The organism is Pseudonocardia nantongensis (assembly GCF_046546495.1).
In the GTDB taxonomy this organism is placed as follows: Bacteria; Actinomycetota; Actinomycetes; order Mycobacteriales; family Pseudonocardiaceae; genus Pseudonocardia; species Pseudonocardia nantongensis.
Genome location: NZ_JBKGXT010000014.1, coordinates 104,996 through 131,448, shown reverse-complemented (window position 1 = coordinate 131,448; position 26,453 = coordinate 104,996). Strand labels below are relative to the sequence as shown.

The 26,453-nt window shown below is 72.0% G+C and carries 23 protein-coding genes; 11 read left to right on the top strand and 12 right to left on the bottom strand.

Annotation, left to right across the window (positions count from 1 at the left end):
• Nucleotide 1: 1 nt before the first annotated feature.
• From ACLFMI_RS16755 to ACLFMI_RS16725, 7 genes are read right to left on the bottom strand one after another with little or no spacing between them, the layout of a single operon-like run.
• Entirely contained in the window at nucleotides 2-1,048 is a 1,047-nt protein-coding gene (locus ACLFMI_RS16755) for an ABC transporter permease (protein WP_410948794.1), read from the bottom strand.
• Entirely contained in the window at nucleotides 1,045-2,055 is a 1,011-nt protein-coding gene (locus ACLFMI_RS16750; protein ID WP_410948793.1) for an ABC transporter permease, read from the bottom strand. Before ACLFMI_RS16750 ends, ACLFMI_RS16755 begins: the two co-directional genes overlap by 4 nt.
• A complete protein-coding gene (locus tag ACLFMI_RS16745; protein WP_410948792.1) occupies nucleotides 2,042-3,550 on the bottom strand; it encodes a sugar ABC transporter ATP-binding protein in 1,509 nt (502 codons plus the stop codon). Before ACLFMI_RS16745 ends, ACLFMI_RS16750 begins: the two co-directional genes overlap by 14 nt.
• Nucleotides 3,547-5,124: a GMC family oxidoreductase gene (locus ACLFMI_RS16740; RefSeq protein ID WP_410948791.1), complete on the bottom strand. Its 1,578-nt coding sequence runs from the start codon at nucleotides 5,122-5,124 to the stop codon at nucleotides 3,547-3,549. Before ACLFMI_RS16740 ends, ACLFMI_RS16745 begins: the two co-directional genes overlap by 4 nt.
• Nucleotides 5,125-5,167: 43 nt before the next feature.
• Complete coding sequence (locus ACLFMI_RS16735) at nucleotides 5,168-6,088, bottom strand: sugar phosphate isomerase/epimerase family protein (RefSeq protein ID WP_410948790.1); 921 nt, start codon at nucleotides 6,086-6,088, stop codon at nucleotides 5,168-5,170.
• On the bottom strand, nucleotides 6,085-7,128 hold the full coding sequence (locus ACLFMI_RS16730; RefSeq protein ID WP_410948789.1) for a Gfo/Idh/MocA family protein: 1,044 nt from the start codon (nucleotides 7,126-7,128) through the stop codon (nucleotides 6,085-6,087). Before ACLFMI_RS16730 ends, ACLFMI_RS16735 begins: the two co-directional genes overlap by 4 nt.
• Nucleotides 7,129-7,142: 14 nt before the next feature.
• The gene (locus tag ACLFMI_RS16725; RefSeq protein WP_410948788.1) at nucleotides 7,143-8,000 is read right to left on the bottom strand and encodes a sugar phosphate isomerase/epimerase family protein; all 858 of its coding nucleotides are present in this window, start codon (nucleotides 7,998-8,000) and stop codon (nucleotides 7,143-7,145) included.
• A 131-nt stretch (nucleotides 8,001-8,131) separates the two neighbouring features.
• On the opposite strand from ACLFMI_RS16725, the gene ACLFMI_RS16720 reads away from it, so the two are divergent.
• Nucleotides 8,132-9,424 carry an ROK family transcriptional regulator gene (locus ACLFMI_RS16720; protein ID WP_410948787.1) on the top strand — a complete coding sequence of 431 codons (1,293 nt, stop codon included), beginning with the start codon at nucleotides 8,132-8,134 and terminating at the stop codon, nucleotides 9,422-9,424.
• Nucleotides 9,425-9,615: 191 nt separating this feature from the next.
• On the opposite strand, the gene ACLFMI_RS16715 is transcribed toward ACLFMI_RS16720, so the two are convergent.
• The 4 genes from ACLFMI_RS16715 to ACLFMI_RS16700 all read right to left on the bottom strand — a co-directional run bounded on the left by ACLFMI_RS16715 (nucleotide 9,616) and on the right by ACLFMI_RS16700 (nucleotide 14,263).
• Nucleotides 9,616-10,887 (bottom strand): MFS transporter, encoded by a 1,272-nt coding sequence (locus tag ACLFMI_RS16715; RefSeq protein ID WP_410948786.1) that lies wholly within the window; start codon nucleotides 10,885-10,887, stop codon nucleotides 9,616-9,618.
• 120 nt (nucleotides 10,888-11,007) lie between these two features.
• Complete coding sequence (locus ACLFMI_RS16710) at nucleotides 11,008-12,468, bottom strand: aldehyde dehydrogenase family protein (RefSeq protein ID WP_410948785.1); 1,461 nt, start codon at nucleotides 12,466-12,468, stop codon at nucleotides 11,008-11,010.
• The gene (locus ACLFMI_RS16705) at nucleotides 12,465-13,145 is read right to left on the bottom strand and encodes an RraA family protein (RefSeq protein WP_410948784.1); all 681 of its coding nucleotides are present in this window, start codon (nucleotides 13,143-13,145) and stop codon (nucleotides 12,465-12,467) included. Before ACLFMI_RS16705 ends, ACLFMI_RS16710 begins: the two co-directional genes overlap by 4 nt.
• Complete coding sequence (locus tag ACLFMI_RS16700) at nucleotides 13,145-14,263, bottom strand: zinc-binding dehydrogenase (protein WP_410948783.1); 1,119 nt, start codon at nucleotides 14,261-14,263, stop codon at nucleotides 13,145-13,147. Before ACLFMI_RS16700 ends, ACLFMI_RS16705 begins: the two co-directional genes overlap by 1 nt.
• 195 nt (nucleotides 14,264-14,458) lie before the next feature.
• Here ACLFMI_RS16700 and ACLFMI_RS16695 point away from each other — a divergent pair, with 195 nt between their 5' ends.
• Genes ACLFMI_RS16695 through ACLFMI_RS16675 form a run of 5 tightly spaced genes read left to right on the top strand, consistent with a single transcriptional unit; the run spans nucleotide 14,459 to nucleotide 19,835 of the window.
• Nucleotides 14,459-15,655: a CaiB/BaiF CoA transferase family protein gene (locus tag ACLFMI_RS16695; protein ID WP_410948782.1), complete on the top strand. Its 1,197-nt coding sequence runs from the start codon at nucleotides 14,459-14,461 to the stop codon at nucleotides 15,653-15,655.
• Nucleotides 15,652-16,851 carry a hypothetical protein gene (locus ACLFMI_RS16690; protein ID WP_410948781.1) on the top strand — a complete coding sequence of 400 codons (1,200 nt, stop codon included), beginning with the start codon at nucleotides 15,652-15,654 and terminating at the stop codon, nucleotides 16,849-16,851. The genes ACLFMI_RS16695 and ACLFMI_RS16690 overlap by 4 nt, the downstream gene beginning before the upstream one ends.
• A complete protein-coding gene (locus tag ACLFMI_RS16685; protein ID WP_410948780.1) occupies nucleotides 16,848-18,059 on the top strand; it encodes an acyl-CoA dehydrogenase family protein in 1,212 nt (403 codons plus the stop codon). Before ACLFMI_RS16690 ends, ACLFMI_RS16685 begins: the two co-directional genes overlap by 4 nt.
• Nucleotides 18,056-18,988 (top strand): CaiB/BaiF CoA transferase family protein, encoded by a 933-nt coding sequence (locus ACLFMI_RS16680; protein WP_410948779.1) that lies wholly within the window; start codon nucleotides 18,056-18,058, stop codon nucleotides 18,986-18,988. Before ACLFMI_RS16685 ends, ACLFMI_RS16680 begins: the two co-directional genes overlap by 4 nt.
• A gap of 52 nt (nucleotides 18,989-19,040) precedes the next feature.
• Nucleotides 19,041-19,835 (top strand): IclR family transcriptional regulator, encoded by a 795-nt coding sequence (locus ACLFMI_RS16675; protein WP_410948778.1) that lies wholly within the window; start codon nucleotides 19,041-19,043, stop codon nucleotides 19,833-19,835.
• Between the two features lie 9 nt (nucleotides 19,836-19,844).
• Here the strand turns inward: ACLFMI_RS16675 and ACLFMI_RS16670 are convergent, their stop codons facing one another.
• Nucleotides 19,845-20,738 carry a LysR family transcriptional regulator gene (locus ACLFMI_RS16670; RefSeq protein WP_410948777.1) on the bottom strand — a complete coding sequence of 298 codons (894 nt, stop codon included), beginning with the start codon at nucleotides 20,736-20,738 and terminating at the stop codon, nucleotides 19,845-19,847.
• Between the two features lie 124 nt (nucleotides 20,739-20,862).
• Here ACLFMI_RS16670 and ACLFMI_RS16665 point away from each other — a divergent pair, with 124 nt between their 5' ends.
• Genes ACLFMI_RS16665 through ACLFMI_RS16645 form a run of 5 tightly spaced genes read left to right on the top strand, consistent with a single transcriptional unit; the run spans nucleotide 20,863 to nucleotide 26,420 of the window.
• A complete protein-coding gene (locus ACLFMI_RS16665) occupies nucleotides 20,863-21,789 on the top strand; it encodes a dihydrodipicolinate synthase family protein (RefSeq protein WP_410948776.1) in 927 nt (308 codons plus the stop codon).
• On the top strand, nucleotides 21,782-23,518 hold the full coding sequence (locus ACLFMI_RS16660) for an oxidoreductase (protein ID WP_410948775.1): 1,737 nt from the start codon (nucleotides 21,782-21,784) through the stop codon (nucleotides 23,516-23,518). The genes ACLFMI_RS16665 and ACLFMI_RS16660 overlap by 8 nt, the downstream gene beginning before the upstream one ends.
• Before the next feature lie 39 nt (nucleotides 23,519-23,557).
• Nucleotides 23,558-24,880 (top strand): MFS transporter, encoded by a 1,323-nt coding sequence (locus ACLFMI_RS16655; RefSeq protein ID WP_410948774.1) that lies wholly within the window; start codon nucleotides 23,558-23,560, stop codon nucleotides 24,878-24,880.
• Nucleotides 24,877-25,650 carry an SDR family NAD(P)-dependent oxidoreductase gene (locus ACLFMI_RS16650; RefSeq protein WP_410948773.1) on the top strand — a complete coding sequence of 258 codons (774 nt, stop codon included), beginning with the start codon at nucleotides 24,877-24,879 and terminating at the stop codon, nucleotides 25,648-25,650. The genes ACLFMI_RS16655 and ACLFMI_RS16650 overlap by 4 nt, the downstream gene beginning before the upstream one ends.
• Nucleotides 25,647-26,420, top strand: coding sequence for an SDR family NAD(P)-dependent oxidoreductase (locus ACLFMI_RS16645; RefSeq protein WP_410948772.1), 774 nt, complete (start codon nucleotides 25,647-25,649; stop codon nucleotides 26,418-26,420). Before ACLFMI_RS16650 ends, ACLFMI_RS16645 begins: the two co-directional genes overlap by 4 nt.
• Nucleotides 26,421-26,453: the final 33 nt, after the last annotated feature.

Below are 26,453 nucleotides of genomic sequence, written 5' to 3'. Positions count from 1 at the left end.
CTCACCGGACGCTCCCGGCTGAGCGGCGGCGTTCACGCGCCAGGTGCAGGCGCCGAGCGAGGGCGGGCACCACGACTGCGCCGACCATCAGCAGACCGGTCACCATGTACTGCACGGCGGTCTCGGCGTCGCCCAGGGTCATCCAGCTCGTCAGGATCGTGACCAGCAGCAGCGCCAGCAGCACGCCGACGAACGAGCCCCTGCCGCCGTACATGCTGATCCCGCCGATCAGCACGATGCCCACCACGATCAGCTCCAGCCCGGTGCCGTTGCTGGCCCGGACGGTGCTGATATATCCGGCGTAGGCGATGCCGGCTATCGCAGCCACGACGCCGGAGAACACGAACAGCCCGCGCTTGACCGCGCCCACCCGCAGCCCGGAGAAGCGGGCCACCTGGGGATTGCTGCCGATCGCGAACACCGCCCGGCCCAACGCTCCGCGGTGCAGCAGCACCGCCGCGGCGACGGCCACCACCACAAAGGCGACGAAGCCGTAGGGCACCAGGGTGCCGGGCAGATTCTCCTGGGCGAAAGTGGTCAGCCCGGGCGGCAGGTCGCTGATGCCCCGGTTCTCCAACAGCACGTAGGACAGCCCGCGGTAGAGGCCCAGCGTCCCGATCGTGACGATCAGCGACGGCAGCCCGACATCCACCACCAGCAGTCCGTTGACCAGCCCGGCCACCGCCCCGGTCAGCACGCCCAACCCGATCGCCGGCCAGGTGCCCAGCCCGCCGGCTACGGCCAGGCCGAACACCGTCGCGGAGAGCGCGAACGTCGACGCCACCGAGAGGTCGATCTCCCCGGCGACCATCAGCCAGGCCATCGGGACGACCATCAAGCTCAGCCCGAGTGCGCCGGTCGCCGAGGTGGAGAAGTTCTGTCCGGTCGCGAAGTACGGGCTGGTGGCCGAGGCGACCACTACCGCGAGAACCACCAGCGCGGAGAGCGTGATCTCCCAGGTGCCGAACCAGCTCGGGAGCCGCCGTCGCACGGCGGCGGGGGCGGGGGCGGGGGCGACGGGTTGCCGACCGGTCGTCTGCGCGGTCATGTGGACACTCCTCGGGATTCCAGGCGGCGCCGCAGGACCAGGTCGAAGGTGATCGCCAGAATGATCACCAGTCCCTGGATGGCCTGCAGCCAGAACGCGGAGACGTCGGCGAGCGCCAGGCCAGTGCTGATCACGGACAGGATCGCGGCGCCCAGCACGACCCCGCCGACGGTGCCGACCCCGCCGGTGATGCTTACCCCACCGACGACGACGGCGGCCAGAACGACGAGCTCGAAGCCGGTCGCGACCGAGGAGTCGACGGTGCCGTAGCGGGCGCCCCAGAGCACCCCGGCGAGCCCGCAGAGCAGCCCGGTGACGGTATAGGCCCCGAACACCAGTCGCTTCGAGGCGATGCCGGTCCGTTCGGCCGAGGCGGGGGCGCTGCCCACGGCAAGCATCGCCCGCCCGGTGAAGGTGTGCCGGATGACCAGGTGCGCCAGCGCGGCAACCGCCAGTGCGTAGAGGAACATCAGCGGGATCCCGAGCACCGTCCCGGTTGCGATCGCCGAGTAGGAGTCCGGCAGGTTCTGCGCGGTGATCTGCGAGCTGCCCGCCAACGCGGAGGTAAGCCCGCGGAAGATGTAGAGCGTGCCCAGTGTGACCATGATCGAGGGCACCTTGAGCGTCGCGACCAGGGTGCCGTTCACCGCGCCCAGGGCCGCCCCGAGTAGGCAGGCGACCAGCACCGTCAGCACCAACGGCAGCCCGGGGACGGCCGCGGTGAGGCTGGCCGCGAGATAGGCGGTGAGCCCGACCGTGGACCCGACCGAGACGTCGATGTTGCGGGTGAACAGCACCAGGGCCTGGCCGACCGCGACGATCAGCACGATGGACAGATCGGTGCCGATCTGGGCGAACGTGTCGCCGCTGGCGAACCGGGGCGTGAGCGTCGCGAACAACGCCACGAGTACGACCAGGACGACGCCGAGGCCTGCCTCCCGGTAGATCGGGCGCCGGGATTCGAGCAGTGCCGGGACGGGCGCGGTGCGGGTGTCAGACGTGGACATCGGATACCTGCCCGGTCATCGCCGCCAGCACCTGTTCCGCGTCGAACGGGCGCCGGTCGAACTCAGGCCCTTGCGCGCCGCGGTAGAACGTGATCACGCGATCGGACACGGCGAGCAGCTCCTCGAGCTCGTTGCTGATCAGGATGATGGTCAGGCCGCGTTCGGCCATCCCGGAGATGAGCTGGTGCACCTCGGCCTTCGCGCCGACGTCGATGCCCTTGGTCGGGTCGTCCAGGATCAGCACTGACGGGTCGGTGGCCAGCCACTTCGCGAGCACGACCTTCTGCTGGTTGCCCCCGGACAGGGCACCGAGCAACTGGTCCGGGCCGCTGGTGCGGATCCGGAGGCGGTCGATGTAGTCGCCTGCCAGCGCCCGGTCGGCCTGCGGTGAGAGCAGGCCGAACCGGGGCCGTCGCTCCAGCAGCGCCAGCGGCAGATTGAAGCCGATCGAGTGCTCCAGCACCACGCCCTCGGATTGCCGGTCCTCGGGCACGTAGGCGACCCCGTAGCGCATCGCCTGCTGCGGCGATCTGATGCTCACCGCGGCGCCGTCCAACAAGATCTCGCCGGAGTCGGTCGGCTCCAGCCCGAACAACCCGCGGGCGATCTCCGTGCGACCCGCGCCGACCAGGCCGGCCAGACCGAGGATCTCGCCGCGGCGCACGGTGAACGACACGTCGGTGTAGGCACCGCGCCGGCTCAGACCGCGGGCCTCGAGGCGTACCGGCCCGAGCTCGACCTCGGCCTTGGGGAACACGGTCTCCACCGAGCGGCCGACCATGTGCCCCACCGCCGACTCCGGGGTGAACTCGTGCGCCGGACCGGTGACCACGGTGGCCCCGTCCCGAGAGACGCTCACCCGGTCGGCGAGCGCGAAGACCTCGTTCAGCCGGTGGCCGACGAACAGGACCGAGACCCCGTCGGCCTTGAGCCGAGCGATGATCTCCATCAGCCGGTCCACCTCGCGGGTGGACAGCGCTGCGGTGGGCTCGTCGAGCACCAGCAGCCGGGTGCCTGCGTCGAGCGCCTTGGCGATCTCGAGCAGCTGCTGGTCGGCTGCGGACAGATGCTTGACCTCGGCCGAGATGTCGATGTGGACATCCAGGCGGGCCAGTGCCTCGCGGGCGTGCCGGCGGACCGCGCCCCAGTCCAGCAGCCGGGTGCGCCGGCGTGGCGCGGGGCCGGCCAGCATGATGTTCTCGGCGACCGTCAGGTCGGGAAACGTCACCGGATGCTGATGCACCACCGAGATCCCCAGCGCCCGCGAGGTACGCGGGTTCGGGATCGTCACCACGGTGCCGGCCACGGTGATCGTGCCGGCGTCCGGCCGGTGGATGCCCGCCAGCATGTTGACCAGCGTGCTCTTGCCGGCGCCGTTCTCCCCGAGCAGCGCGTGCACCTCACCGGGGAACAGCGCCACGTCGGCGTGGCGGACCGCGACCACGCCGCCGAAGCGCTTCGCGACTCCGGACAGCTCCACGACCGGGGTGCTCATGACGCCTCCGGGAAGGAGCGCCCGCGAGCCGCGGCGGCCAGCCGCTCCGCGGTCATCACGGTGGGCAGCATCGTGTTGGCGGCCGGCTCCACCGGGATCACCGACGCGTCTGCGACCCGCAGCCCGGTCAGTCCGTGCACGCTTCCGTCCTGGTCCACCACACCACCGCGCTCGGCCGGGGCCATGGCACAGGTGCCGGTGAAGTGGTAGCCCGACGCGGTCATGGTCTCGATCGCGGCGTCCAGAGCGGTGTCGTCGGCGACGGTGGCGGCGTCGAGCCCGATCGGCTCGTGCAGCATCCCGGCCAGCGGCTCACCCGTGATGACAGCCCAGCCGAGCCGAACGATCTCGCGGATCGCGTCCCGATCGACCTGTTCGGTCAGATAGCCCGGTGCGACGCGGGGCAGCACGGTGGCGTCGGTGGAGGTGATCCGGACGGAGCCGACCGAGCGCGGCTTGTTCAGCACGCAGCCCATCCCGGCGAGCTGGCCGAGGCCCTCCCCGCCGGTGCCGGCCAACCCCCGTGCGCCGGCCTCGGTGGTCGACACGTCGAGGTAGGTGAACATCGTGAGCTGCGCATCTATTGCACCCGGCTGTGCCTCGGTCGACGTTCGCAGCACCGCTTGCAGGCTGAAGTCCTCCGGTGACCATGTGCCCTCGCGCGGCACGGCCAGCAGGGGTACCGAGAAGTGGTCGCCCAGGTTCTCCCCGACCGGCAGGTCCGACAGGACCGGGACGTCCAGCCCGGACAGCAGCATCGCCGGACCCACGCCCGAGCGCTGCAACAGTGCCGGAGTCTGGATCGCGCCGGCGGTGAGCACCACCTCGCCGGCGCCGATCACCGTGCCGTCGGTGAGCTCGACGCCGGTCGCGATGGTGCCGTCGAAGGTGACGCGCCGGACGTGCAGGTCACCGCGCACGGTCAGGCCGGGCCGCCCGCGCGCCGACGCCAGGTGGGTCGTCGCGGTGGACATCCGGGTGGTGCCGACCCGGTTCATCGGGGCAGGCCCGACGCCCTCGGCGTCGGGGGCGTTGAGGTCCGGCTGGTCCTTGGCCCCGAGCGCCCGGCAGGTCTGCACGAACGCGGCCTGCAGAGGGGCGTACTCGTGTTCGTCGGCGCGCGCGATCGGGAACGCGCCGCCGCGGCCGTGGATGTCCGGGCCGGGTGCCGGGTCGTCCTCCAGCGCGCGGTATGCGGCCAGCACGTGGGCCCAGTCCCAGCGTGGGTTGCCGCGCTCGGCCCACTCCCGGAAGTCGGTCGTCGCGCCGCGCAGCGCGATCATGCCGTTGATCGCGGACCCGCCGCCGATCAGCCGGCCCTGCGGCACCGAGATCGATGCGCCGCCGGCCCCCTCGGCGGCCAGCCCCCAGTCGTGGCGAGGGTCGACGTCCGCGGCGTGCCCGCGCATCGGCACCACTCGACCCTCGAGTACGGCGGCCGGCACCTCGGTCGGGTAGTCGGGCCCGGCCTCGACCAGCAGCACACTGCGGCCGGGGTCCTCCCTGAGCCGGGCCGCCACGATGCACCCGGCCGTCCCGCCGCCGACCACGACGACATCGAAGGTCTCGCTCATCTCCCAAGCTCCTTTGCTGCGGCAGTGCGTGGGTGAGGGCCGCTCAGGCCACGATCAGCGGCCGCAGGGTGCGGTGGGCGACCTGCAGGCCGGTGTGGATCCGGTCCTCGGTGCCGCCCCAGACCGGGTCCTCGTGCTCGACCGAGAGCACGCCGTCGAAGCCGCCCTCGTAGAGGGTGTCGACGACCCGGCGCCAGTCCACGTCACCGAGTCCGGGCACGCGGTAGCGCCACCAGCCGACGTCGAACGGGTCCTCGCGCACCACGGCCTTGCCCGGCCAGCCGTAGCGGTGGCGCTTGTCCGGGAAGAGCTGGATGTCCTTGGCCTGCGCGTGCGGGATCCTGTCCACGTAGGGCCGTAGCGCCTCGACCGGGTCGATGCCCATCCACATGAGGTGGCTCGGGTCGTAGTTCAGGTAGAGCCCGAGCGAGAACATCCACTCCCACAGCTCGGGCGAGTAGGCGAGGTTGCCCGGGTAGCCGTCCGGGTGCCAACCCTCCATCACGCAGTTCTCGACGATCAGCTTGATCCCGTGTTCGCCGGCCCGCTCCACCAGGGGCGGGAAGATCTCCTCGGCGTCGCGCAGGTTCTCCGCCACTGTCCGGCCGGGATGTCGCCCGACGAACGTGCCGACGGTCGGGCAGCCGAGCAGCGCGGCGGCGTCGATGCATGCGGCGACGTGGTCGTTGATGGCCTTCCGCTCGCCCGGGTCGGGGTGCAGGTTGTTGTCGTAGAACGCCAGCGAGCTCAGCGTCAGGCCGTGCTGGTCGAACAGCGCGCGTGTGCTGTCGGCCTCCCGCTCGCCGAACGAGGCGACGTCGAGGTGGCTGGCGGTGAACGGGCGGTCGCCGATGGCCGGCCACGCCGCGACCTCGAGGGCCTCGTAGCCCTGGCCGGCGGCCCAGCTCGCGATCTGCTCCAGCGGCTGGTCGGGCAGGCAGGCGGTGAGCATTCCGAGTTTCACGAGGGCATCTCCACCCAGGTCGAGGACTCCGACGAGCGGATCACCGCGTCGGTCAGTGCCGCGGCACGTACGCCGTCGGTGAACGTGGGCAGCCCGTCCGGGGCGTCGCCGCAGATCGCGGCGTAGGTGTCGGCCACGAACGCGTTGAAGCAGTCCTGGTACCCCTGCGGGTGCCCGGGCGGGAGCAGCGAGTAGCGCGCGGCGGCCTCGGAGGACGCGGGCGAGCCGCGGTGCAGCGTCCGGTCGCCGTCAGTGCCGCCGATCCGCACCGCCTCCGGGTCCTCCTGGTCGAAGCGGTACGCCGCCCGCTCGCCGTCCAGCGAGATCTGCAGGGCGTTGCGCCGCCCGAGCGCGGTCTGGCTGATGACGACCGAGCCGGTGGCACCGGTGTCGGTCTCGAACTGCACGGTGCTGGCGGTGCCCCCGCCCGCGGTCGCGGCCAGCAGGCGGGTGATCCGGTGCCCGCTGGTGAACTCGACCAGGTCGCACCAGTGCACGCCGACGTCGGCGAACGCGCGGTGCGCGCCGCCCTCGGAGGCGTCGCCGCGCCAGCCGGCCGGTGCTCCGCCGGCCTGCCAGTCCTGCAGGTAGGCGCCGTGCAGCAGGTGCAACGGGCCCGCCTCGCCGGCCGCCACTCGGGCCCGGATCTCCCGGGCCGCGGGGTAGAAGCGGTAGACGAACGGCACCGTCGCGACCAGCCCGCCGGGCGCGGCGGCCAGTTCCTGCGCGTCGTCCAACGTCGTCGCCAGCGGCTTCTCGCAGACCACGGGCTTGCCCGCGGCCAGCGCGCGGCGGGCCAGGGCGACGTGTGTCGAGTTCGGGGTGCACACGTGCACCACGTCAACGTCGTCGGCGTCGATCAGCGCCTCGCCGCTCGGTGCCCCGGCGTGGGCGCCGAGCCGGGCCGCGGCGGCGGCCGAGCGGTCCGGAGTGGACGCGGCGACACGGGTCACCTCGCCGCCGGCCGCGCGGACGGCGTGCGCGTGCACGCCGCCGATGAATCCGGCGCCGATGATTCCGGCGCGGAGGCTGTCCGCCATCGCTCTCCCTTGTCTCAGCTCGTCGTCACGGTCAGCCCGGCCCGGTCCAGCGCGCCGTCGAGCCAGGCGCGGCTGATCCGGGCGGCCTCGGCCGGGTTGCCGTCGTAGGAGTCCAGCTCGACGACCAGCCAGTCGTCGTAGCCGGACTCGGCGACGGCGGCGAGCACGCCGTCCAGGTCGAGCTCGCCGCGGCCGAGCGGGAGGAACGTGGCACCGTCGGCCGCGAGGTCCTTGAGATGCACGTGCCGGATCCGGTCGCGGTACCGGCGGATCAGCGCCGCCGGGTCACCACCGCCGGCGGCCAGGTGCGCGGTGTCCGGGCAGAAGCCGATCGAGGATCGCTCGAACACGGCCTCGACCTGCTCCGGGGACTGGCCGATCGTCCCCAAGTGCGGGTGGTAGCAGGCGGACAGGCCGTGCTCGGCCGCGATCTCGGCCACCGTGTCGAGGGCCTGGCCGAGCCGGTCGTGGTCGCCCTCGGCGATCCCGTCTGCGCGGGGTGCGCCGCCGCCGACCACCAGCTGCCCGGCCCCGAACCGGGCCGCGACCTCGGCGGCCCGGCCCACCCGGTGCAGCTCGTCGGCCAGGATGTCCGGGTAGACGAAGTTCGCGCCCGTGTAGACCCCGACCAGTGACAGGCCGGTCTCGTCGAGCAGTCGGGGCAGCGAGGCGGGGTCGCCATCGGTGAGCTCGGCGAACTCGCGCAGGTTCCCGTCGAACATCTCGACACCCCGGTAACCGGCGGCGGAGATCTCGCGCAGCGCCTGGCGCATGTCGCCGGGCACCCGGTAGACGAGATCCTTGACGCTGGTCACCCCGGCGGCAGCGCCGGTGACCCCGCCCCAGGTGATCGAGTGATAGCCCAGACGCACGGCCCACCTCCTCCGGTGCGGCTGCAGCGCCGCACTTCCGATCGATGCGATGACACTAAAGTTCGATCTACACAGAAGTCAATGGACTAATCTCGGAAGTCCGGGCCGAGGCGGAACGAGGAGGGCCACGAGTGGGACTGTCCGTGCAAGGTGTCGCGCCGGACCAGCTGGACACGCTGGTCACCGTGCTCGACCTGGTTCGTTCCGGCGGCGCGCGCACGCGTCCGGAACTGGCCCGTCGCACCGGGCTCGGGCGCACGGTCGTATCGCAGCGGCTCGGTCAGCTGGAGGCAGCCGGCCTGGTGACCGAGGGCGAGCTCGGCATGTCCACCGGCGGCCGGGCGCCGCGCGAGCTGCGTTTCCAGGCCGATGCGGGGGTGTTGCTGGTTGCCTCGCTCGGGGCGACCGGGATCGACGCCGGCCTGGCCGACCTGAGCGGACGCCTGCTCGCCCACCGAGGCTGCGAATGGGACATCGCCGCCGGGCCGGAGGCCAGCCTGAGCCGGGTGGAGGACCTGTTCGACGAGCTACTCGCCGACCGAGACGCCCCCGCCGTCTGGGGTGTCGGTCTCGGAGTGCCCGGACCGGTCGAGTTCGCCTCCGGCCGTCCGGTGGCGCCACCGATCATGCCGGGCTGGGACGGCTACCCGGTCCGCGACCGGCTGGCCGCACGTTACGACGCGCCAGCGTTCGTGGACAACGAGGTCAACGTGATGGCGTTGGGCGAGTATCGGGCGGGCCGGGGGGCCGGCTCCCCGGACCTGGTACTGGTCAAGATCGGCACCGGGATCGGGGCCGGACTGATCTCCGGTGGACGGCTGCACCGCGGCGCGCAGGGTTCGGCGGGCGACATCGGACACGTCGGGCTGACCGGATCGGTGCCGGGCGCCGAGCAGGTGGTGTGCCGCTGTGGCAACGTCGGCTGCCTGGAGGCACTGGTCGGCGGGACGGCTCTGGCCCGGGACGCAACGGCGGCCGCCCAGGACGGCCGGGGCGAGCACCTGGTCGTGCGGCTGGCTCAGACAGGCGAGATCACCTCGAGCGACATCGTGCTCGCCGCCGAGTTCGGCGACCCGGTCGCGGTGGAACTGCTGTCCCGGACGGGTCGGCTGGTCGGCGACACGGTGGCCGCTGTGGTCAACTTCTTCAACCCGTCGACGATCCTGCTCGGCGGCCGGGTCGGAGCCTCGGGCGACCTGCTGCTGGCCAGCGTTCGCCAATCGGTCTACCGACGGTCACTGCCGCTGGCCACGCGCGACCTGCAGATCGCGCGGACGTCGCTGGGTGAACGGTCGGGCCCGACCGGCGCGGGCTTCATGGTCGTCGACGAGCTGTTCGGCCGGGACCTTCTGGCGCAGTGGGTCCCGCACGGCAGCCCCGCCGGGATGCCGGGGCTTCGTCCGCAGGCGGCGGCCGGGACCTGACCCGACCCGATACCCGAAGCCGGCCTGGAGGCAGGGGCGGGGTGGCCGGAGGAGGCCGCCCTCCGGCCACCGACGCAGGCCCTCAGTTCATGAGCCCACCGCGGCATCTCGTGATCAGTCTGCGGCGCTCCCGAGCCGTGCCCCTGCTCCTCCGATGGCCCGTCGTGGTCGTTGCGGTGCAAGGCGGCGGATCATGAGGTCTCGGGAACGTGGTGGGAGGTCGGTCGCGCCGGCTGTTCGGCGGACTCGAGTACTCGTCGCTCGCGGCGGGTCATCAACGCGAGCCCGGCCGCCACCAGTAGAAACAGGGCCAGGATGGCGATCCCGCCCCGGGAACTGCCGGTTGCCTGTGTGATGAGACCGAGGACCGAGGGCCCGACGAAGCCGCTGAGGTTGCCCAGCGAGTTGACCAGGGCGATGCCGCTCGCCGCGGCCGCGCCGGTGAGCACGGCGGACGGCAGGTTCCAGAACACCGGTACCGCCGCCATCAGGCCGACCAGGGCCAGCGCGGTGGCCGCGAGAGCGAGGAAGGGCTGCTCGAAGTAGGCACTCAGGGCGAATCCGAACGCGGACACCGCGCACGGCACCGCCAGGTGCCAGCGCCTCTCGCCGGTCCGGTCGGAGTGCCGGGCCACGGGCACAATGGCGATCAGCGCGACCAGCCACGGTGCTGCGGACAGCAAGCTGACCTGGAAGTCGCTCGCACCCGGGAACTCGCCGGCGATGATCTGTGGGAGCCAGAAGCCGATCCCCCACTGGCCGAGGATGATCGCGAAGTAGAGCAGCGAGAAGAACCAGACCCAGCCGTTCGAGAAGGCCGCGCGGACGGTGTGTGCGCCCTCGGCCTGCTTGCGGTCGTGTTCCGAGCGCAGGCGGGCGGCGAGTCCCTCCTTCTCCGCCTGGCTGAGCCAGCGGGCTTCGGTGGGCGTGTCGGTCAGGAAGTTCCACACGACGAACCCGTAACCGACGGCGACGAGTCCGGTGACCAGGAAGACCCACTGCCACCCGGCGATCCCGGCGACCCGGTCGAGGAGGAGCAATGACCCGCCGATGGCAGAACCGAACGCGAACGTGATGGGTACGGCGAGCTGGAACCAGGAGAACGATTGTCCTCGCTCACGCGCCGGGAACCACTGGGTCAAGTAGAAGATCACTCCGGCGTAGAAGCCGGCCTCGGCGACGCCCAGCAGGGCGCGTGCGATGTAGAACGTGACCGGCCCGGTCACGAACATGGTGGCCACCGTGACCAGCCCCCACGTCCACATGATCCGGGCGATCCAGCGCCGCGCCCCCACCCTTTGCAGGATGATGTTGCTGGGAATCTCGAAGATGACGTAGGTGATGAAGAAGATCCCGGCTCCTAGCCCGAACGCCGCCTCGCTGATGCCGAGATCCCCTCGCATCTGCAGTGCCGCAACGCTCACGCTGAGCCGATCGAGATAGGCGACGAAGAAAGCTCCCATGAGAATGGGCAGCAGCCTCCACATCACCTTCCGCGTTGTCGTCGTGGGCTCCATGGGCTTCGTTGCCTCTGTCATGGTCCGCCTTTGTGATGTCGTCCGGCACACACGCCGGGGTTCTGCTCAAGGCACCTCGGGGCTGAGGTAGACGACCTTGAGACTGGTGAAGAACTCGGTGCTGGTGTAGCCGATGGAGAACTCCCCGACTCCGGAGGCGTTGACGCCGCCGAAGGGCACGTGCGGCTGGCTGGTCGTGCCGTGGTTGACGTGCACCATGCCGGTGCGGGTGGCCCGGGCGACGCGCAGGGACACGTCCAGGTCGGTGGCGAACACCACCGCGGCCAGCCCGTAGTCGCCGTCGTTGACGACCGCGATCGCCTCGTCGACGTCGGACACTCGGGTGACGGTCAGGACCGGACCGAAGATCTCGTCGCGGGCCACGGCCATCTCCGGCCGGACGTGGTCGAGCACCACCGGAGCGACGTAACGCCCGGCGGGGACGTCACGCTCGGGGGTGGTGCGCACGGCGCCCTCGGCGAGTCCGCGTCCGATGTAGCCGGCGACCTTCTGCACCGCCTCGTCGCTGATCAGCGGACCGACCTCGGTGTCGGTGGCGGTGCCCGGCCCGACCCGCAGGGCGGAGAACCGGGCCGAGAGGCGAGCCACCAGGTCGTCGGCCAGCGAATCGTCCACGATCACTCGGCTGATGGCGGTGCACCGCTGGCCGGAAGCCTGGACGGCGGCACCGGTGATCTGGTCGACGACCCGGTCGAGGTCGTGGGCGGAGTGCACGTAGGCGGCGTTCTTGCCGCCGAGTTCGAGCTGTACCGACCCGAGGCGGCGTGCCACCTTCTCGGCGATCCCGCGACCGACCGCTGTCGATCCGGTGAACGACACCGCTGCCACATCGGGGTGCTCGGCGAGCCGGGCCCCGGCCGTGGCGCCGGTCCCGCACACCACGCCGAGGACGCCGTCGGGAAGCCCGGCGTCGCGGAGCAACCCGGCGAGCGCGAGCGCGGTGAGCGGAGTCGCGTCGGCGGGCTTGAGCACCACCGTGTTGCCGGTTACCAGGGCCGGCTCGAGCTTGCGGATCGGCGCGACCGCGGGAAAGTTCCACGGCGTGATCGCCGCGACGACCCCGAGGGGCTCCCGCTCGGTGAACACCAACTGACCCGCTGCCCGGCTCGGCACGGTTGTGCCGTGCAGGCGTGTCGCCTCACCTGCGGCATAATCCAGCTCCAGCCGCGCGCGGCCGATCTCGCCGCGAGACTCGGCCAACGGTTTGCCCATCTCCCTGGTCATCAGCGCCGCGAGCTCCTCGGCGTGCTCGCCGATCAGATCGTTCCAGCGGCGCAGCACGTCGCCACGGGCCGGCCCAGGCGTGGCCGCCCATGCCGGCGCCGCCCCGCCGGCCACGGCGACCGCCGCGTCAACGTCACCGGCAGTGGAGTCGGGCACCGTGGCGATCCGGTCGGCGGGATCGGCCGGGTTGGTCACCGCGGTGACCCCGCCGGTGCCGACCTTCCAGCCACCGCGGACGAAATTCGCCGGCTCGGTGCGGTCGAGCACCTCGTGCACGCTCATCGGTCCTCCTCCACTCGGATGATCTCCAGTCCCGCGTCCACCCAGGAGCGGTCCCACATCCCGCCCGCGATCGCAGCGGTGATCTCCCGCTCGTGGTCGGACAGTTCCTCGGCGGCTCCGGCGATCTCGCCGGCGCGGTCGCACGGCACCGCGACCACGCCGTCGTCGTCGCCGACCACCACGTCACCGGCCCGGAGGGCCGTCCCACCGATCGAGATCGGCGCGCCGATCTCGCCCGGACCGTCCTTGTAGGGGCCCAGGTGCGACACCGACCGTGCGAAGACCGGCAGGGCGAGCGAGGCGAGATCGCGTACGTCGCGGACCGCACCGTCGACGACCAGCCCAGCAACCCCGCGCGCCGCGGCGTGCCGGCACAGCAGGTCCCCGACCAGAGCACGGGTCTCGTCGCCCGCTCCGTCGACGACGACCACGTCGCCGGGCCGGGCGAGGTCGACCGCCTTGTGCACCACCAGGTTGTCACCCGGGCGGGTGCGCACGGTCAGCGCCGGTCCGACCAGTCGGGTGTTGCCCAACGTCCCGGGTATCGGCCGCAGCCCGACCGCCCCGTGCAGCCGGTCCATCGCGTCCGACAACGCGGGCGTCGGCTGGGCGGCGAGCCGGGCCAGCAGCTCGGGCTTCGGCGCGGGCGGTGGAGTGACGATCCGGCAGCGGCTCATCAACGGCCGCCGATCCGCAGCACGGCCTTGAGCACCGAGCCCGCCTTGACGTCGGCGACCGCGGACTCGGCCTGCTCCAGCGGGTACTCGGTGACCAGCGCGGCGAGGTCGAACCGGTCGAGCAGTTGCGGCAGGGAGGAGACGTAGCCGATGTAGTGCCGCGCCCCGAAACCCCAGGAGCCGGAGATGGTCAGATTCTTGCGGGTGATCAGATGCGGGTTGATCGGCGTCGGGCCGTGGTCGGTGTACTGGCCCACGACGCTGACCTGACCATCCGGCCGTACCAAGTCGATCGCCTCGGCGACGGCCGCCGGCACGCCGGTGGCCTCGACGACGACGTCGGCCCCCTCCCCGCGACGAGTCTCGGCACGCACGATGCGGGCCCGCTCGGCCGGGTCGGTCGTCTCGAAGATGTCGACGTGGGCCTGCCCGACACCCAGCCGCGCCGCGGTCTCCAGGCGCGCGGCGGGCCCACCCACCACCACGACGTGCCGGGCCCCGGCCAGCTCCGCGTACATCGCCGCGGCCATGCCGACCGGACCCGAGCCCTGCACGACCACCGTGTCCCCGGGCCGGATGCGGACCTCGTCCAGCGCGCCGTGCACCGCTGTCGGCCCGGCGCAGCCCAGTGAGATGGCCTCCTGCGGGCTCGCCACCTCGGGCAGCTTGACCAGCACCGTGCCGGGCTGGAGGTAGATGTAGTCGCTCCAGCCGCCGGAGACGTGCGGCCACTCGTCGGCCCGCTGGTTGATGCCGTAGATCCGCCGGCTCCCGGTGCACAGCGTCGGCCGGCCCTCGACCAGGCAGTAGTAGCAGCGCCCGCAGGCGATGTTGTTGAGCCAGGAGACCCAGTCCCCCTCGGCGAGCGGGGCACCCAGCACGTCGTGGGTCAGGCCCGCGCCGAGCGCGTCGATCCGGCCGACGGCCTCGTGTCCGAGGACCACCGGGGTCGGGATCGACAGCCGTCCTGCCTGCAGGTGCACGTCGGTTCCGCAGACCCCGGCGAAGCCGACGCGCACGAGCGCGGCCATGTCCTTCGGCGCCGGCACGTCGTAGGTGTGCATCTGCAGGGGCTCACCGAACGCCTCGAGCACGACGGCTCGGCTGCTGGTGGTCATGGCTCTCCTTCGAGCGGGGGACAGAAGCGGAGGGGGCGGATCGCGAGTCCGCTCTGATGTTCACGTCCATGAACGTAGTTCGAAAGTAGCCGATGATTCCTCGTCGACTCAAGACCTGCCGTCCCTTGATTCCGGGCAGCGGCGTGGCTACTTTCGAACTACGTTCACAGATATGAACTAGGACCGAGCTTCGAGGTGATCCCTGTGCCTGTCACTGAACTCCCCCTGAGCGGGACGACCGTCGTCGACGTGAGCCACCTGGCGGCCGGCCCGTGGTGCACGATGGTGTTGGCGGACCTCGGCGCCGACGTCATCAAGATCGAGCGCCCGGGGATCGGCGACATGTCGCGCACCGCGGGCGGTGTCTACGCCGGGCAGGACAGCGCGGTGTTCCTCGCCCTCAACCGGAACAAGCGCAGCGTCGCCGTCGACCTCAAGGACCCCGAGGGCCGCGAGATCGTGCGCCGCCTGGTCGAGGGTGCGGACGTGTTCGTCGAGAACCTGCGTGCCGGCAAGACCGCGGAGCTGGCGATCGACTACGACACGCTGTCCGCGCGTAACCCGGGTCTGGTCTACGCCTCCATCTCCGCGTTCGGCGCCGACCCGTCCGGCCCCTACGCGGGGCTCCCCGGCAACGACCCGATCATCCAGGCACTCTCCGGGGCGATGAGCATCACCGGCGAGCAGGACGGGCCGCCGGCGCGCCAGGGCGTGAGCGTGCCCGACTTCGGCGCCGGGATGATGGCCGCCTTCTCGATCGTGTCCGCGCTCCTCGGACGGCAGGCGACCGGGCGTGGTCGCAAGCTCGAGCTGAACCTGCTCGACGTGGAGATCTTCGCGCTGGGCCCGCGCGCCCAAGAACACCTGATCACCGGCGAGGACCAGCCGCGCCTGGGCAGCGCCCACCCCCAGTTCGCGCCCTACCAGGCCTTCCGCGCCCGGGACGGACGCTACCTCTACATCGCCGCGATCAACGAGAAGTTCTGGCGCCTGCTGTGCGACGCGCTGGAGGACCCCGGACTGGCCGCCGACCCGGACTACGCCACCAACGTGGACCGGTGCCGCCACCGGGAGGCCCTCGTCTCGCTGCTGGAGACCCGGCTGGCCGCCCGGGACCGCGACGAGTGGCTCGCCATGCTGGAGCGCCACGGGGTCCCGTGCGGCCCGGTCAACACGCTCACCGAGGCGATGGCCGACCCGCAGGTCCGGCACAACGAGCTGCTCGTGGAGCTGCCCCGGCCCGGGGCCGCGACGCTGCCGACCGTGGCCCTGCCGCTGCACCTGGACGGCGAGCGGGTCGCGGTCCGGCGCACGCCACCCAGGGTGGGCGAGCACACCGACGAGGTGCTCGCCGAGTTCGGGCTGCACGGCACGCAGCGGGTCGCACCGTGACCGCCGCCCCGACCGCGGCCCGCACCCAGACGCTGGACGACGCCCTCGACTCGGTCCGGGCCGGCGCGGTCGCGGTGGCCCGTCGGCTGGAGCGAGCGCCCGCGGGTGCGGTCCCCGCGTTCAGCTACCGCACCGGCGGGCACAGCATGGAGGACGCCTACGACCCGGACGCCTGGTCCCGCTTCCAGTGGGTCGGCTTCCTCGCCGGTCGGATGTGGCTGGCCGCCGAGGACGCCGAGCCCGGTGAGCGGGCCGAGCTGCACGCCGCCGCCGGCCGGCTGGCGCGCACCGTCGGCGAGGTCCTCGCCGCCCGCCCGCCGGGCTTCTCCGCCGCGGGCAGCGACCTGTTCTACGCCGTCTGCCTGGGCGCCCGGGCCACCGGCGACGCGGAACTGGCCACGCTCGCCCTGGCCGGCACCCGGCGCTACGCGGAGAACTTCGTTCCCGAGCTGCAGGCGTTCCTGCAGGTGCCGGGCGTCAACCGGGCTGTCGTCGACACCGGGCTGAACCTGCTGCCGTTCTACTGGGCCGCCGGGCACGACCCCGCGCTGCGCGACTACGCCGAGTGGCACAACCAGACGCTGCTGCGGTGCGGGATCATCCGCGACGACGGGTCGGTGTTCCAGGCCCTGGAGTTCCACGAGGGCACCGACCGGGTCCGTCGCCGCTGGTCCATGCAGGGCTTCTCGAACGATACGACGTGGGCCCGCGGCCAGTCCTGGGCCATGCACAACTACACGGGCGCCTACGAGGCGACCGGGCGGGTCGACTTCCTCGACGCCGCCCGAGCCACGTCACGCTGGTACCTCGACCACCTCCCGCACGACCGGGTGCCGTTCTACGACTTCGGCGACCCCGCAGCCCCGGCGGTGCCCCGGGACAGCTGCAGCGCCGCGATCTCGGCCTGCGCCCTGCTCCGGCTCGCCGACGTCGACCCGCCGTCGGCGTCCTGGGCCCGGCCGGGCAGCGAGGCGATCATCGACGCCCTGGTGCGCGACCACCTGTCACCCGGCGGCGTGCTGCTGCACGGCAGCTGGGGCCGCCTGCCCCCGGAGAAGGCGGGGGCCGGGATCGGCCGGTTCCCGCTCGAGGACGTCATGCCCTACGGCCACTACTGGATCACCGAGGCGCTCTACCGGTCGCTGCGCGCCGACCGGTCGCTGCTCGCCCTGGACGAGAACGGACGGACATCATGACCACCACCCACGCCCCGACCGCATCAGCCGGCCCGGCCGGCGACACCACGACGACCGATCGGCGGCAGTACGCCCTCAGCGACGACCAGGTGGCGTTCCGCGACGCCACCCGCGCGCTCGCGATCGCCCAGGTCGCACCGGGCGCGGCAGCGCGGGACAAGTCCAAGGCCTACCCGGAGGACATGCTCCGGCTGCTGGTCGCCCAGGACGCGCTGAGCCTGCCGTTCCCGACCGAGATGGGCGGCTCCGGCGAGGGGATGCTGACCTGCGCGCTCGTCGTCGAGGAGCTCACCCGGGTCTGCTACAACACCTCCTACCTGCTCGTCATGACCTGGCAGCCGTTCTACGCGATCTCCTACGCCGGCACCGAGGAGCAGAAGGCCCGCTACCTGCCGCCGCTGATGCGCGGTGAGCTGCGTTTCTCCACGGCCAACACCGAGCCCGAGGCGGGGTCGGACATGGCCGCCCTGCGCAGCCGCGCGACCAGGGTCGAGGGTGGTTACCGGATTTCCGGGAGCAAGGTCTTCGCGTCCAACGCCGCGGTGGCCGACCACTTCGTCACGTTCGCCAAGACCGCCCCGGAGGCCGGTGGTCGCGGCATCACCGCGTTCGTCGTCGACGCGCGGGCCGACGGCGTGCACGTCGCGCCGCCCGAGGACAAGATCGGCGGAAGGGCGATCCCGTCCTGTGCGGTCACGTTCGACGACGTGTTCGTCCCGGACGCCGATCGGCTCGGTGAGGAGGGGCAGGGATTCGTCATCGCGGCCACCTGCTTCACCAAGGTCCGCCCGCTGGTCGGGGCCCGCGCCGTCGGCCTGGCGCAGGGCGCCCTGGACAACGCCGTCGAGTACGCGAAGGGACGCTCGGCGTTCGGCCGGACGATCTCGGAGTTCCAGGGCCTGCAGTGGATGCTCGCCGACATGCACATCAAGACCGAGGCCTCCCGCCAGCTGCTCTACAAGGCGGCCGCGGAGCTCGACGCCGGCGTCTCGACCCGGGACGCGGCGCCGCTGATCGGGGTCATGAAGACGTTCACCACCGACACCGCAATGGCGGTCACGGTGGATGCGTTGCAGGTTTTCGGCGGCTACGGCGTGACCACGGACTACCCGATGGAGCGCTTTATGCGGGAGGCCAAGGGCCTGCAGATCGTGGAGGGCACCAACCAGATCCAGCGCAACATCGTCGCCCGGGCGCTGCTGGCATGACGGCGCTGCCGCTGGCCGGTACGCGAGTCGTCGACCTGACCCACTTCGTGGCCGGGCCGTGGTGCACGATGCTGCTCGCCGATCTCGGCGCCGACGTGGTGAAGATCGAACCGCCGGGCACGGGCGAGATCGCCCGGCGGATGGGCGCGGTGCGCGCCGGTGGGGAGAGTGCGATCTACCTGGCGTTCAACCGCAACAAGCGCAGCGTCGCGATGGACCTCAAGGAACCCGACGGCCGGGCTGCCGCCCGCGAGATGGTGGTCGGCGCCGACGTCGTGGTGCAGAACTTCCGGCCGGCCGCGGCCCGGCGACTGGGGATGGACGGCCCGACGCTGACCGATCGGCACCCGCGACTGGTGCACTGCGCGATCTCGGCGTTCGGCGTGGACGGCCCCTACGCCGAGCGGCCCGGCAACGATCCGATCATCCAGGCGCTGTCCGGAGCGATGTTCCTCGGGCGTGCCCCGGGGGAGCGGCCGGCCCGGATGGGGGTGAGCCTTCCCGACTTCGCCGCCGGGGTCCTGGCCGCCGCGTCGATCACCGCGGCGTTGCTGCGCCGGACCCGCACCGGCCGGGGTGCTGTGCTCGAGCTCAATCTGCTCGACACCGAGATGTTCGCCCAGATCGACCATGTCGTGCGCGTCGCGACGGACGTCGGGACACCCACCGACACCCCGGCCGACCTCCCGGTCCGGGCGCTGAGCGAAGCGTTCGCCGCCCGACCGCACACCGCGGTCACCGTCGGCCACCCGGACGTGGCGTCGCTGCGCTCGGCGCGCACACCGGTCGACGCCACACCGCCCTGGCCGGTCGAGTACCGCCCTCCCCCGCGGCTCGGCCAGCACACCGCCGAGGTCCTCGCCGAGCTCGGGTACACCGGTGAGGTGCTCGATCGCCTGGTGGCGCGCGGCGTTGCCGGGTCCGATTGAGCCCCACGGTGGGTAGGTTCTGGGCGGACAGGCACAGGAAGGAGTACGAGGCATGGTGGTGGGCGACGGGGCCGTCAAGTCGGCCGAACGGGTGGCGACCCTGCTGGAGCTCCTGGCCGGGAACCAGGCCCCGATGCGGTTGGTCGAGGTCGCCACCGAGCTGGACATCCCCAAGAGCAGCGCCCACGGACTGCTGCAGACGCTCGCCGCCCATGACCTGGTCGTCCGCGACGACATGGGCCGCTACCGGATCGGGCTCAAGCTGTTCTCCCTGGCCGCGAACGCCCTCGGCTTCCTGGACGTGCGTGAGATCGCCCGACCGACCATGGAGGCGCTGGCCGCGCGGCAGCACGCCACCTGCAACCTCGCGGTGCTCGACGGCCACGACGTGCTCTATGTGGAGAAGGTGGAGGACCGCTCGAACCCGGTGCGGTTGGTGACGCACGTCGGCACCCGGTTGCCGGCCCACGTCACCTCGCTGGGCAAGGTGCTCGTCGCCGAGATGCCCGAGTCGTCGCGGAAACTGTGGATCTCCGAGCACGACTTCACCAAGTTCACGTCCCAGACCCGCACCACGCCGGCGACGTTCACCCGCGACCTGGCGGCCTATCGGCGTGACGGCTTCGCCGTCGACGCGCGGGAGTTCCACGATGCCATCCACGGGTTCGCCGCCCCGGTCACCGACCGCGCCGGCACCGCGGTGGCGGCGCTGTCGCTCACCACCCTGGGGACCAGGCTCTCCCGCGACGCGCGGACAGAGATCGGTACCGAGGTGTGTGCAGCGGCGGCCGAGATCTCTCGCAATCTGACGACGGGCGGCGTGCTCGGCATCGGTGACGAGACATGATCCTGGCCCCTAGGTGTCGGCGTGATCTCGCCGATGCCGCATGCGCTCAGCACTGGCGACGAAGTCCGCGACCAGCGGATGCGCGGCCAGCCGCGGCCAGGCGAGCGTGATCGGCACCCGCGGCGAGTCCGCGACGGGCCGGTAACGGATCTGCGGGTGGGTGTAGAGCCGTCCGGTGGAAGCCGGTGTCAGTCCGACGCCCCGCCCGGCCGCGATCGCCTCCATCCACTCGTCGACGTTGCGGACCCGCACGACGGTGTCCGGCCGCCGGGTCGACTCCCACAGCTCGAGCGTGGTCGTACCCGAGACCACGTTGATCACGATCGTCTCGCTCGCGAGGTCGGCCAGTAGCACGTCCTCGCCGGATACCAGCGGGTGATCCGCCGGCAGAGCCACGACGCGGGGTTCGTCGGCCAGCACCAGCGTCGCGAACCGGGGATCTCCGGGGTCGCCCGGCAGGAAGCCCACATGGGTGCGGCCGTCGTCGAGCCCGGCCACGGTGTCGTCGTAACGCCGGATCTCCACCGTCACCTGCGGGTGGGACCGTTCGAAGTCCCGGACGATCGGCGCGGTGTACTCGGCCGTGGAGCCCCAGGTGAATCCGACCCGCAGGACGGGTGGTCCACCGGTCGCGACGCCGATCGCCTCGTCGAGCACGGCCAGCGCGCGATGCACGTGCGGCAGAAATCGCTGACCGGCCACGGTGAGCTGCACCGTGCGGCGGTTTCGCGCGAACAGGGCCGTGCCGACCAGACGCTCCAACGACGCGACGGTGCGGCTCAGGGCGGGCTGGGTGATCTGCAGGTGCTGCGCGGCGCGGGTGAAGTTGCGTTCCCGGGCGACGGCCACGAACGCACGCAGATGCCGCATCTCCACTCCGTGCTCCGCCGGCATCTCACTCATGCCTGGGCAGCATAAGTGCTGCTGGATCGGCATTTCCACCCGCGCCGACCGCGGGCCTAGCGTTCTGTCATCGCTGATCCGACGAGGAGAGGCCGAGCTGACAAGAGAGAGGACGGGACCGACGATGGTCTCCTTCCAGGGTGTGATCCCGGCGCATCTGCTCCCGTTCACCGAGGACAGGCAGATCGACGAGCCGAACCTTCGCCGCCACCTGCGTGCCCTGCTCGACGTCGAGGGCGTCGCGGGCATCACGACCAACGCACACGCCTCGGAGGTGGCCACCCTCACCGCCGACGAGCAGCGCCGCCAGCTCGACATCGTCCTCGACGAGGTCGCCGGGCGGGTCCCGGTGATCTCCGGGGTCTACCAGGACGGCTCCGCGAAGGCCGCGCGGATCGCCGCGGACGCCGAGGCGGCGGGCGCCGACGGCCTGCTGGTGTTCCCCACGGTCGTGTTCGACGGCGGCGCGCAGCTGCGCCCGGAGATGGCGGTGGGCCACTACGCCGCGATCGCCGACGCCACCTCCCTGCCGATGATCGCGTTCGTCTATCCGGCGACGTCCGGGCTGCGGCTGGGCACCGACGCCCTGGTCCGGATCTGTTCCGAGATCGACAACGTGGTCGCGGTCAAGGAGTGGTCGAACGACATCGTCATCTACGAGCGCAACCTGCGGGCGCTGCGGGCGCTGGACAAGCCGGTCTCGGTGCTGTCCAGCTTCAGTCGCTCGCTGCTCGCCTCGCTCGTGCTGGGCGCGGACGGGATCCTCTCCGGGCACGGCAGCGTCGTCGTGGACCTGCACGTAGAGCTGTTCCGCGCCGTGGAGAAACAGGACCTGACCCAGGCGCGCCGCGTCTGGGACCGCATCCAGCCCTTCGCCGAGGCGTGCTACGCCGACCCGTTCCTGGACGGGCACAACCGGATGAAGGTCGCGCTGGCCCAGCTGGGCCGGATCGACGCCGCGCATGTCCGGCCACCGCTGCAGCCGGTGCCCGACACCGAGCGGGCGATGCTGCGCGCCGCCATCGAGCGAGCGGAGCTGCCCCGTGGGTGAGAGCTCCGGCCTGTTCGACCCGATCGAGATCGGCGGCGTCCGGCTGCGCAACCGCACCCTGCTGCCCTCGATGACCACCCGCCTCGCCGACGACGCCGGGCACGTCACCGACGCGACGCTCGCCTACTACCGGGCCCGCGCCGAGGGCGGCGTGGGGCTGGTGACCATCGAGATGGCCTCCCCCGAGATAGCCGGCAAGCACCGCTTCCACGAGCTGGGCATCTACGACGACGTGTTCCTGCCCGGCCTGCGCCGGCTGGTGGACACGCTGCACGAGGCCGGGGCATGCGCGTCGATCCAGCTCGGGCACGGCGGCAGCCGGGCCCGGTCCGCAGTCTCCGGCACGACCCCCGTGGCGCCCTCGGCCGTGCCCACCCCGGTCTTCGAGGTGGAGAGCGAGATCGCCGTCCCGGAGGCCATGTCGCCGGCCCGGATCCGCGAGACGGTCGACGCGTACGTGGCCGCGGCGGCCCGTGCGCAGCGGGCCGGGTTCGACATGGTGGAGCTGCACGGCGCGCACGGCTACCTGATCTCGCAGTTCCTGTCCCCGCTGGAGAACACCCGCACCGACTCCTACGGCGGATCGCTGGAGAACCGGGCCCGGTTCGGCCTGGAGGTCCTGCGCCGCATCAAGTCCGAGGTCCCAGGCCTGCCGGTGATCTTCCGGATCGGTGTGGAGGATTTCTTCCCTGGCGGGCTCACCGCCGACGAGGGCATGCAGGTCGGCCGGTGGTCCGAGCAGAACGGCGCGGACGCGGTCAGCGTGACCGCCGGGCACTACCGCTCGCTGCCGGCCGCCGAGCGGATGATCCCGCCGATGGCCTACCCCGCGGCCACGTTCGTGGAGTACGCGGCGCGGATGAAGCAGCTCGTCGACGTCCCGGTGATCGGGGTCGGGCGGCTCGGCGATCCCGATCTTGCCGCCCGTGCCGTGGCCGAGGGCAAGCTCGACGTCGTGGCCCTGGGCCGGCCGCTGATCGCCGACCCGCACTGGGTGGCCAAGGCACAGGCCGGGGTCCCGGTCCGGCGCTGCCTGGCCTGCAACCACTGCATCACCAACATGCGCTCCGGTGCCCAGCTCTCCTGCGTGGTGAACCCGGCGACCGGTCGCGAGGACGCCTATGCCGGCACGAGCGCACCGGCGGGCCATCGGATCGTGGTGCTCGGCGCCGGACCGGCCGGGCTGACCTACGCCTCGCTGGTCGCCGAGGACAACGACGTCACCGTGATCGACACGGCGGACCGCGCAGGCGGGGCGTTCCGGCTCACCGGCCTCGCCCCGCGGTTCAACGACGTCGCCGCGGCCGAACCGACGTTCACCGCCTACGTCGGCGAGCTCGAACGAACCTGCCGGCTGGGCGGCGTCCGGTTCCGGTACGGCTCGAAGGCCACCCGCGACGACCTGCGTGGCGCGGATCTGGTCGCGGTGGCCACCGGGGCGGACTACCGGTTCGGGCTCGGCGCACTTGTCCCTCGGCTGCTGCGCACCCGCGCCGCCCGCTCCCGGGCCGCCGCCCGCCTGTTCGCCTCCACCCGGGTCCGCGACAGCCTCTACTACCGGCTGCGCATCGGACACGGCGCCGCGCTGGCCCGGCGCCTCCCCCTCGACCCGGGCACCGAGGTGCTCGTGCTCGGCGATGCCCGCCGGGCCGGCAAGGCCCGCGAGGCCATCACCAGCGCGTTCGAGGCCGCTCTGGCCCCCAGCACACGTCCCGCACCCACCCGCTGACACCCGACAAGAGGTCCGAAAGCCATGACAGAGACGTCAGTGAGCGCAGACCACGCGCCGCCGGGCAGCCGGCAGAGCAGCAAGGTCGCCTTCGCCAGCCTGATCGGCACCACCGTCGAGTGGTACGACTTCTACATCTACGGCACCGCCGCGGCGCTGGTGTTCCCGAAGCTGTTCTTCCCCGAGTTCTCCCCGGGAGCGGGCCTCCTCGCGGCGCTGTCCACCTACGCGGTCGGCTTCGCCGCCCGCCCGCTCGGCGGCATCGTGTTCGGTCACTACGGTGACCGGGTCGGGCGCAAGAAGATGCTGGTCATCTCGCTGCTCGCGATGGGCCTCGGAACACTGGCGATGGGTCTCGTCCCGGGCTTCGCCGAGATCGGCATCCTGGCCCCGATCCTGATCGTGGCGCTCCGGTTCGTCCAGGGCGTCGCCGTCGGCGGCGAATGGGGCGGGGCGGTGCTGATGGCCGTCGAGCACGCGCCACCGGGCAAGGCCGGCTGGTACGGATCATGGCCGCAGGTCGGCAGCCCGCTCGGGCTGGTGCTCTCCACCGCGGCGTTCTCCGCGGTGAGCGTACTGCCCGACGAGGACTTCCTGTCGTGGGGCTGGCGGGTACCGTTCCTGGCCAGCGCGGTGCTGATCATCGTCGGGCTCGTCGTGCGGCTGCGGCTGATGGAGTCCCCGGTGTTCGCGCAGATGCAGTCCGCAGGTGACACCGCCCGGCTGCCCGTGCGCGACGCACTGGCCAAGCACCCGGGCAGCGTGCTCGGCGCCGCCGGCGCGTTCATCGTGATCAACACGGTGTTCTATCTGGTCACCGTGCTCGGCCTGTCCTGGGCCACCTCGCATCTGGGCATCCCGCGCGGCACGTTCCTGGCCGCCGTCCTGGTCGCTGCAGTGATCATGTGCGGCACCGTGCCGCTGTTCGGCGCGCTGTCCGACCGGGTCGGCAGGCGCCCGGTGTTCGCGGCCGGGGCGATCCTGGTGGCGGTGTTCGCGTTCCCGCTGTTCTGGCTGATCGAGACGATGTCGACGCCGCTGCTGTTCCTCGGCGTCATCGTGATCATGGGTATCGGACACCCGCTGATGTACGGGCCGCAGGCGGCGCTGTACTCGGAGATGTTCCCGCCTGCGCTGCGCTACTCGGGCGCATCGCTGGGCTACCAGCTCGGCGGCATGCTCGGCGGGCTCGTCCCGCTCGTCGCCAGCGCCCTGCTGATCAGCTACGACAACGCGTCCTGGCCGATGGCCGCGCTGCTCGCCGTGACCGCCGTGATCAGCCTGCTCTCCCTGCTCACGGTCCGCGCCCGCTACGCCGACCACACCGGCGTCGACCACACCGCCGGGGAGGTCACGCCGTGACCGCACTCGATCTCACCGGCCGCACCGCCGCCGTCACCGGCGCGGCCCGCGGCATCGGCCAGGCCATCGCCACGGCGATGGCCGAAGCCGGAGCCCGGGTCGCCGTGATCGACAAGGACGCCGACGGCGCGCAGCTGGTCGCTGACAAGGTCGGCGGCGTGCCGGTGTCGGCCGACCTCACCGATGCCGCCGCCGTGGAGCGGGCGTTCACCGAGGTCGTCGAGCAGCTCGGCGCACCCGACGTGTTCGTCAACAACGCCGGCATCCTGCGGGCCGGTGACCTGGTCACCTCCGGGGTCGACGACTGGGACGCCCAGTTCGCCGTCAACACCCGGGCGGCGTACCTGTCCGTGCGGGCCGCCGCGGGACACATGCGGGCCCGCGGCGGGCCGGGCTCCATCGTCGTGGTCGCCTCGAACTGCGCCCGCACCCCGCGGATGGACCTGGGCGCCTACTGCGCGTCCAAGGCGGCCACCGACATGATGGCCCGCTGCCTGGCCCTCGAGCTCGCCGACGAGGGCATCCGGGTCAACACCCTGTGCCCGGGCTCCTGCGACACCGAGCTGCAGCGCGAGCAGTGGCGCAGACTCGGCGTCGGCCCGGAGCGACAGATCCACGGGGACCCCGCCAAGTACCGAACCGGTATCCCGATGGGACGCCTCACCACCCCGCAGGACGTCGCCGACCTGGCCCTCGTGCTCGCCTCGGACGCCACCCGGTTCGTCACCGGCCAGTCCTGGCACGTCGACGGAGGACAGACCCTGCCATGAACGACACCACGACCGACTCCCGCGCGAACGACCTCGCCGGACTGACCGCCGTCATCACCGGCGGGGCCTCCGGGATCGGCGCCGCCACGGCGGTCCTGTTCGCCGCGCGCGGCGCCCGGGTCGCCGTTCTCGACCTCGACCCCGGCGGTGTGCCCGACCCGATGCTCGGTGTCCGCGCCGACGTCACCGACGATGATTCCGTGACCGCCGCCGTCGACGAGGTCGTGGCGACATTCGGCGGGGTGGACGTCCTCGTCAACAACGCGGGCGTCGGCGCGTCCGGCACGGTGGAGGCCAACGACCTCGACGAGTGGCGGCGGGTACTCGACGTGAACCTGCTCGGGCTGGTGCGCACGACCAGGGCAGCACTTCCGGCGCTGCGCCGCGCGCGCTCGGCGGCGGTGGTGAACGTCTGCTCCATCGTGGCCACTGCCGGCCTGCCCGACCGGGCGCTGTACTCGGCGAGCAAGGGCGCCGTGCTGTCCCTGACGCGGGCCATGGCTGCCGACCACGTCGACGAGGGGATCCGCATCAACTGCGTGTGCCCCGGCACGGTCGACACCCCGTGGATCGGCCGGTTGCTCGATGCGGCCGACGACCCGGGCAGCGAACTCGAGGCGTTGCGCAGCCGCCAGCCGACCGGTGGTCTCGTCGGGATGGACGAGATCGCCCGGTCCATCGTGTACCTCGCCGATCCGCGGATGTGCTCGCTCACCGGCACCGACGTGGCCGTCGACGGTGGGATGTCGGGCCTCCGCGTCCCGCGATGATGGAGGACCGGCGCGGTCCGATCGGCCTCGTTT

Bases quoted from the DNA above. Each gene is read 5' to 3' on its own strand.
- ACLFMI_RS16745 (WP_410948792.1), bottom strand. From the start codon at position 3,550: ATGAGCACCCCGGTCGTGGAGCTGTCCGGAGTCGCGAAGCGCTTCGGC.
- ACLFMI_RS16685 (WP_410948780.1), top strand. From the start codon at position 16,848: ATGACCACCACCCACGCCCCGACCGCATCAGCCGGCCCGGCCGGCGAC.
- ACLFMI_RS16700 (WP_410948783.1), bottom strand. From the start codon at position 14,263: ATGACCACCAGCAGCCGAGCCGTCGTGCTCGAGGCGTTCGGTGAGCCC.
- ACLFMI_RS16715 (WP_410948786.1), bottom strand. From the start codon at position 10,887: ATGGGAGCTTTCTTCGTCGCCTATCTCGATCGGCTCAGCGTGAGCGTT.
- ACLFMI_RS16680 (WP_410948779.1), top strand. From the start codon at position 18,056: ATGACGGCGCTGCCGCTGGCCGGTACGCGAGTCGTCGACCTGACCCAC.
- ACLFMI_RS16710 (WP_410948785.1), bottom strand. From the start codon at position 12,468: ATGAGCGTGCACGAGGTGCTCGACCGCACCGAGCCGGCGAATTTCGTC.
- ACLFMI_RS16750 (WP_410948793.1), bottom strand. From the start codon at position 2,055: ATGTCCACGTCTGACACCCGCACCGCGCCCGTCCCGGCACTGCTCGAA.
- ACLFMI_RS16730 (WP_410948789.1), bottom strand. From the start codon at position 7,128: ATGGCGGACAGCCTCCGCGCCGGAATCATCGGCGCCGGATTCATCGGC.
- ACLFMI_RS16740 (WP_410948791.1), bottom strand. From the start codon at position 5,124: ATGAGCGAGACCTTCGATGTCGTCGTGGTCGGCGGCGGGACGGCCGGG.
- ACLFMI_RS16665 (WP_410948776.1), top strand. From the start codon at position 20,863: ATGGTCTCCTTCCAGGGTGTGATCCCGGCGCATCTGCTCCCGTTCACC.
- ACLFMI_RS16755 (WP_410948794.1), bottom strand. From the start codon at position 1,048: ATGACCGCGCAGACGACCGGTCGGCAACCCGTCGCCCCCGCCCCCGCC.
- ACLFMI_RS16705 (WP_410948784.1), bottom strand. From the start codon at position 13,145: ATGAGCCGCTGCCGGATCGTCACTCCACCGCCCGCGCCGAAGCCCGAG.
- ACLFMI_RS16645 (WP_410948772.1), top strand. From the start codon at position 25,647: ATGAACGACACCACGACCGACTCCCGCGCGAACGACCTCGCCGGACTG.
- ACLFMI_RS16670 (WP_410948777.1), bottom strand. From the start codon at position 20,738: ATGAGTGAGATGCCGGCGGAGCACGGAGTGGAGATGCGGCATCTGCGT.
- ACLFMI_RS16675 (WP_410948778.1), top strand. From the start codon at position 19,041: ATGGTGGTGGGCGACGGGGCCGTCAAGTCGGCCGAACGGGTGGCGACC.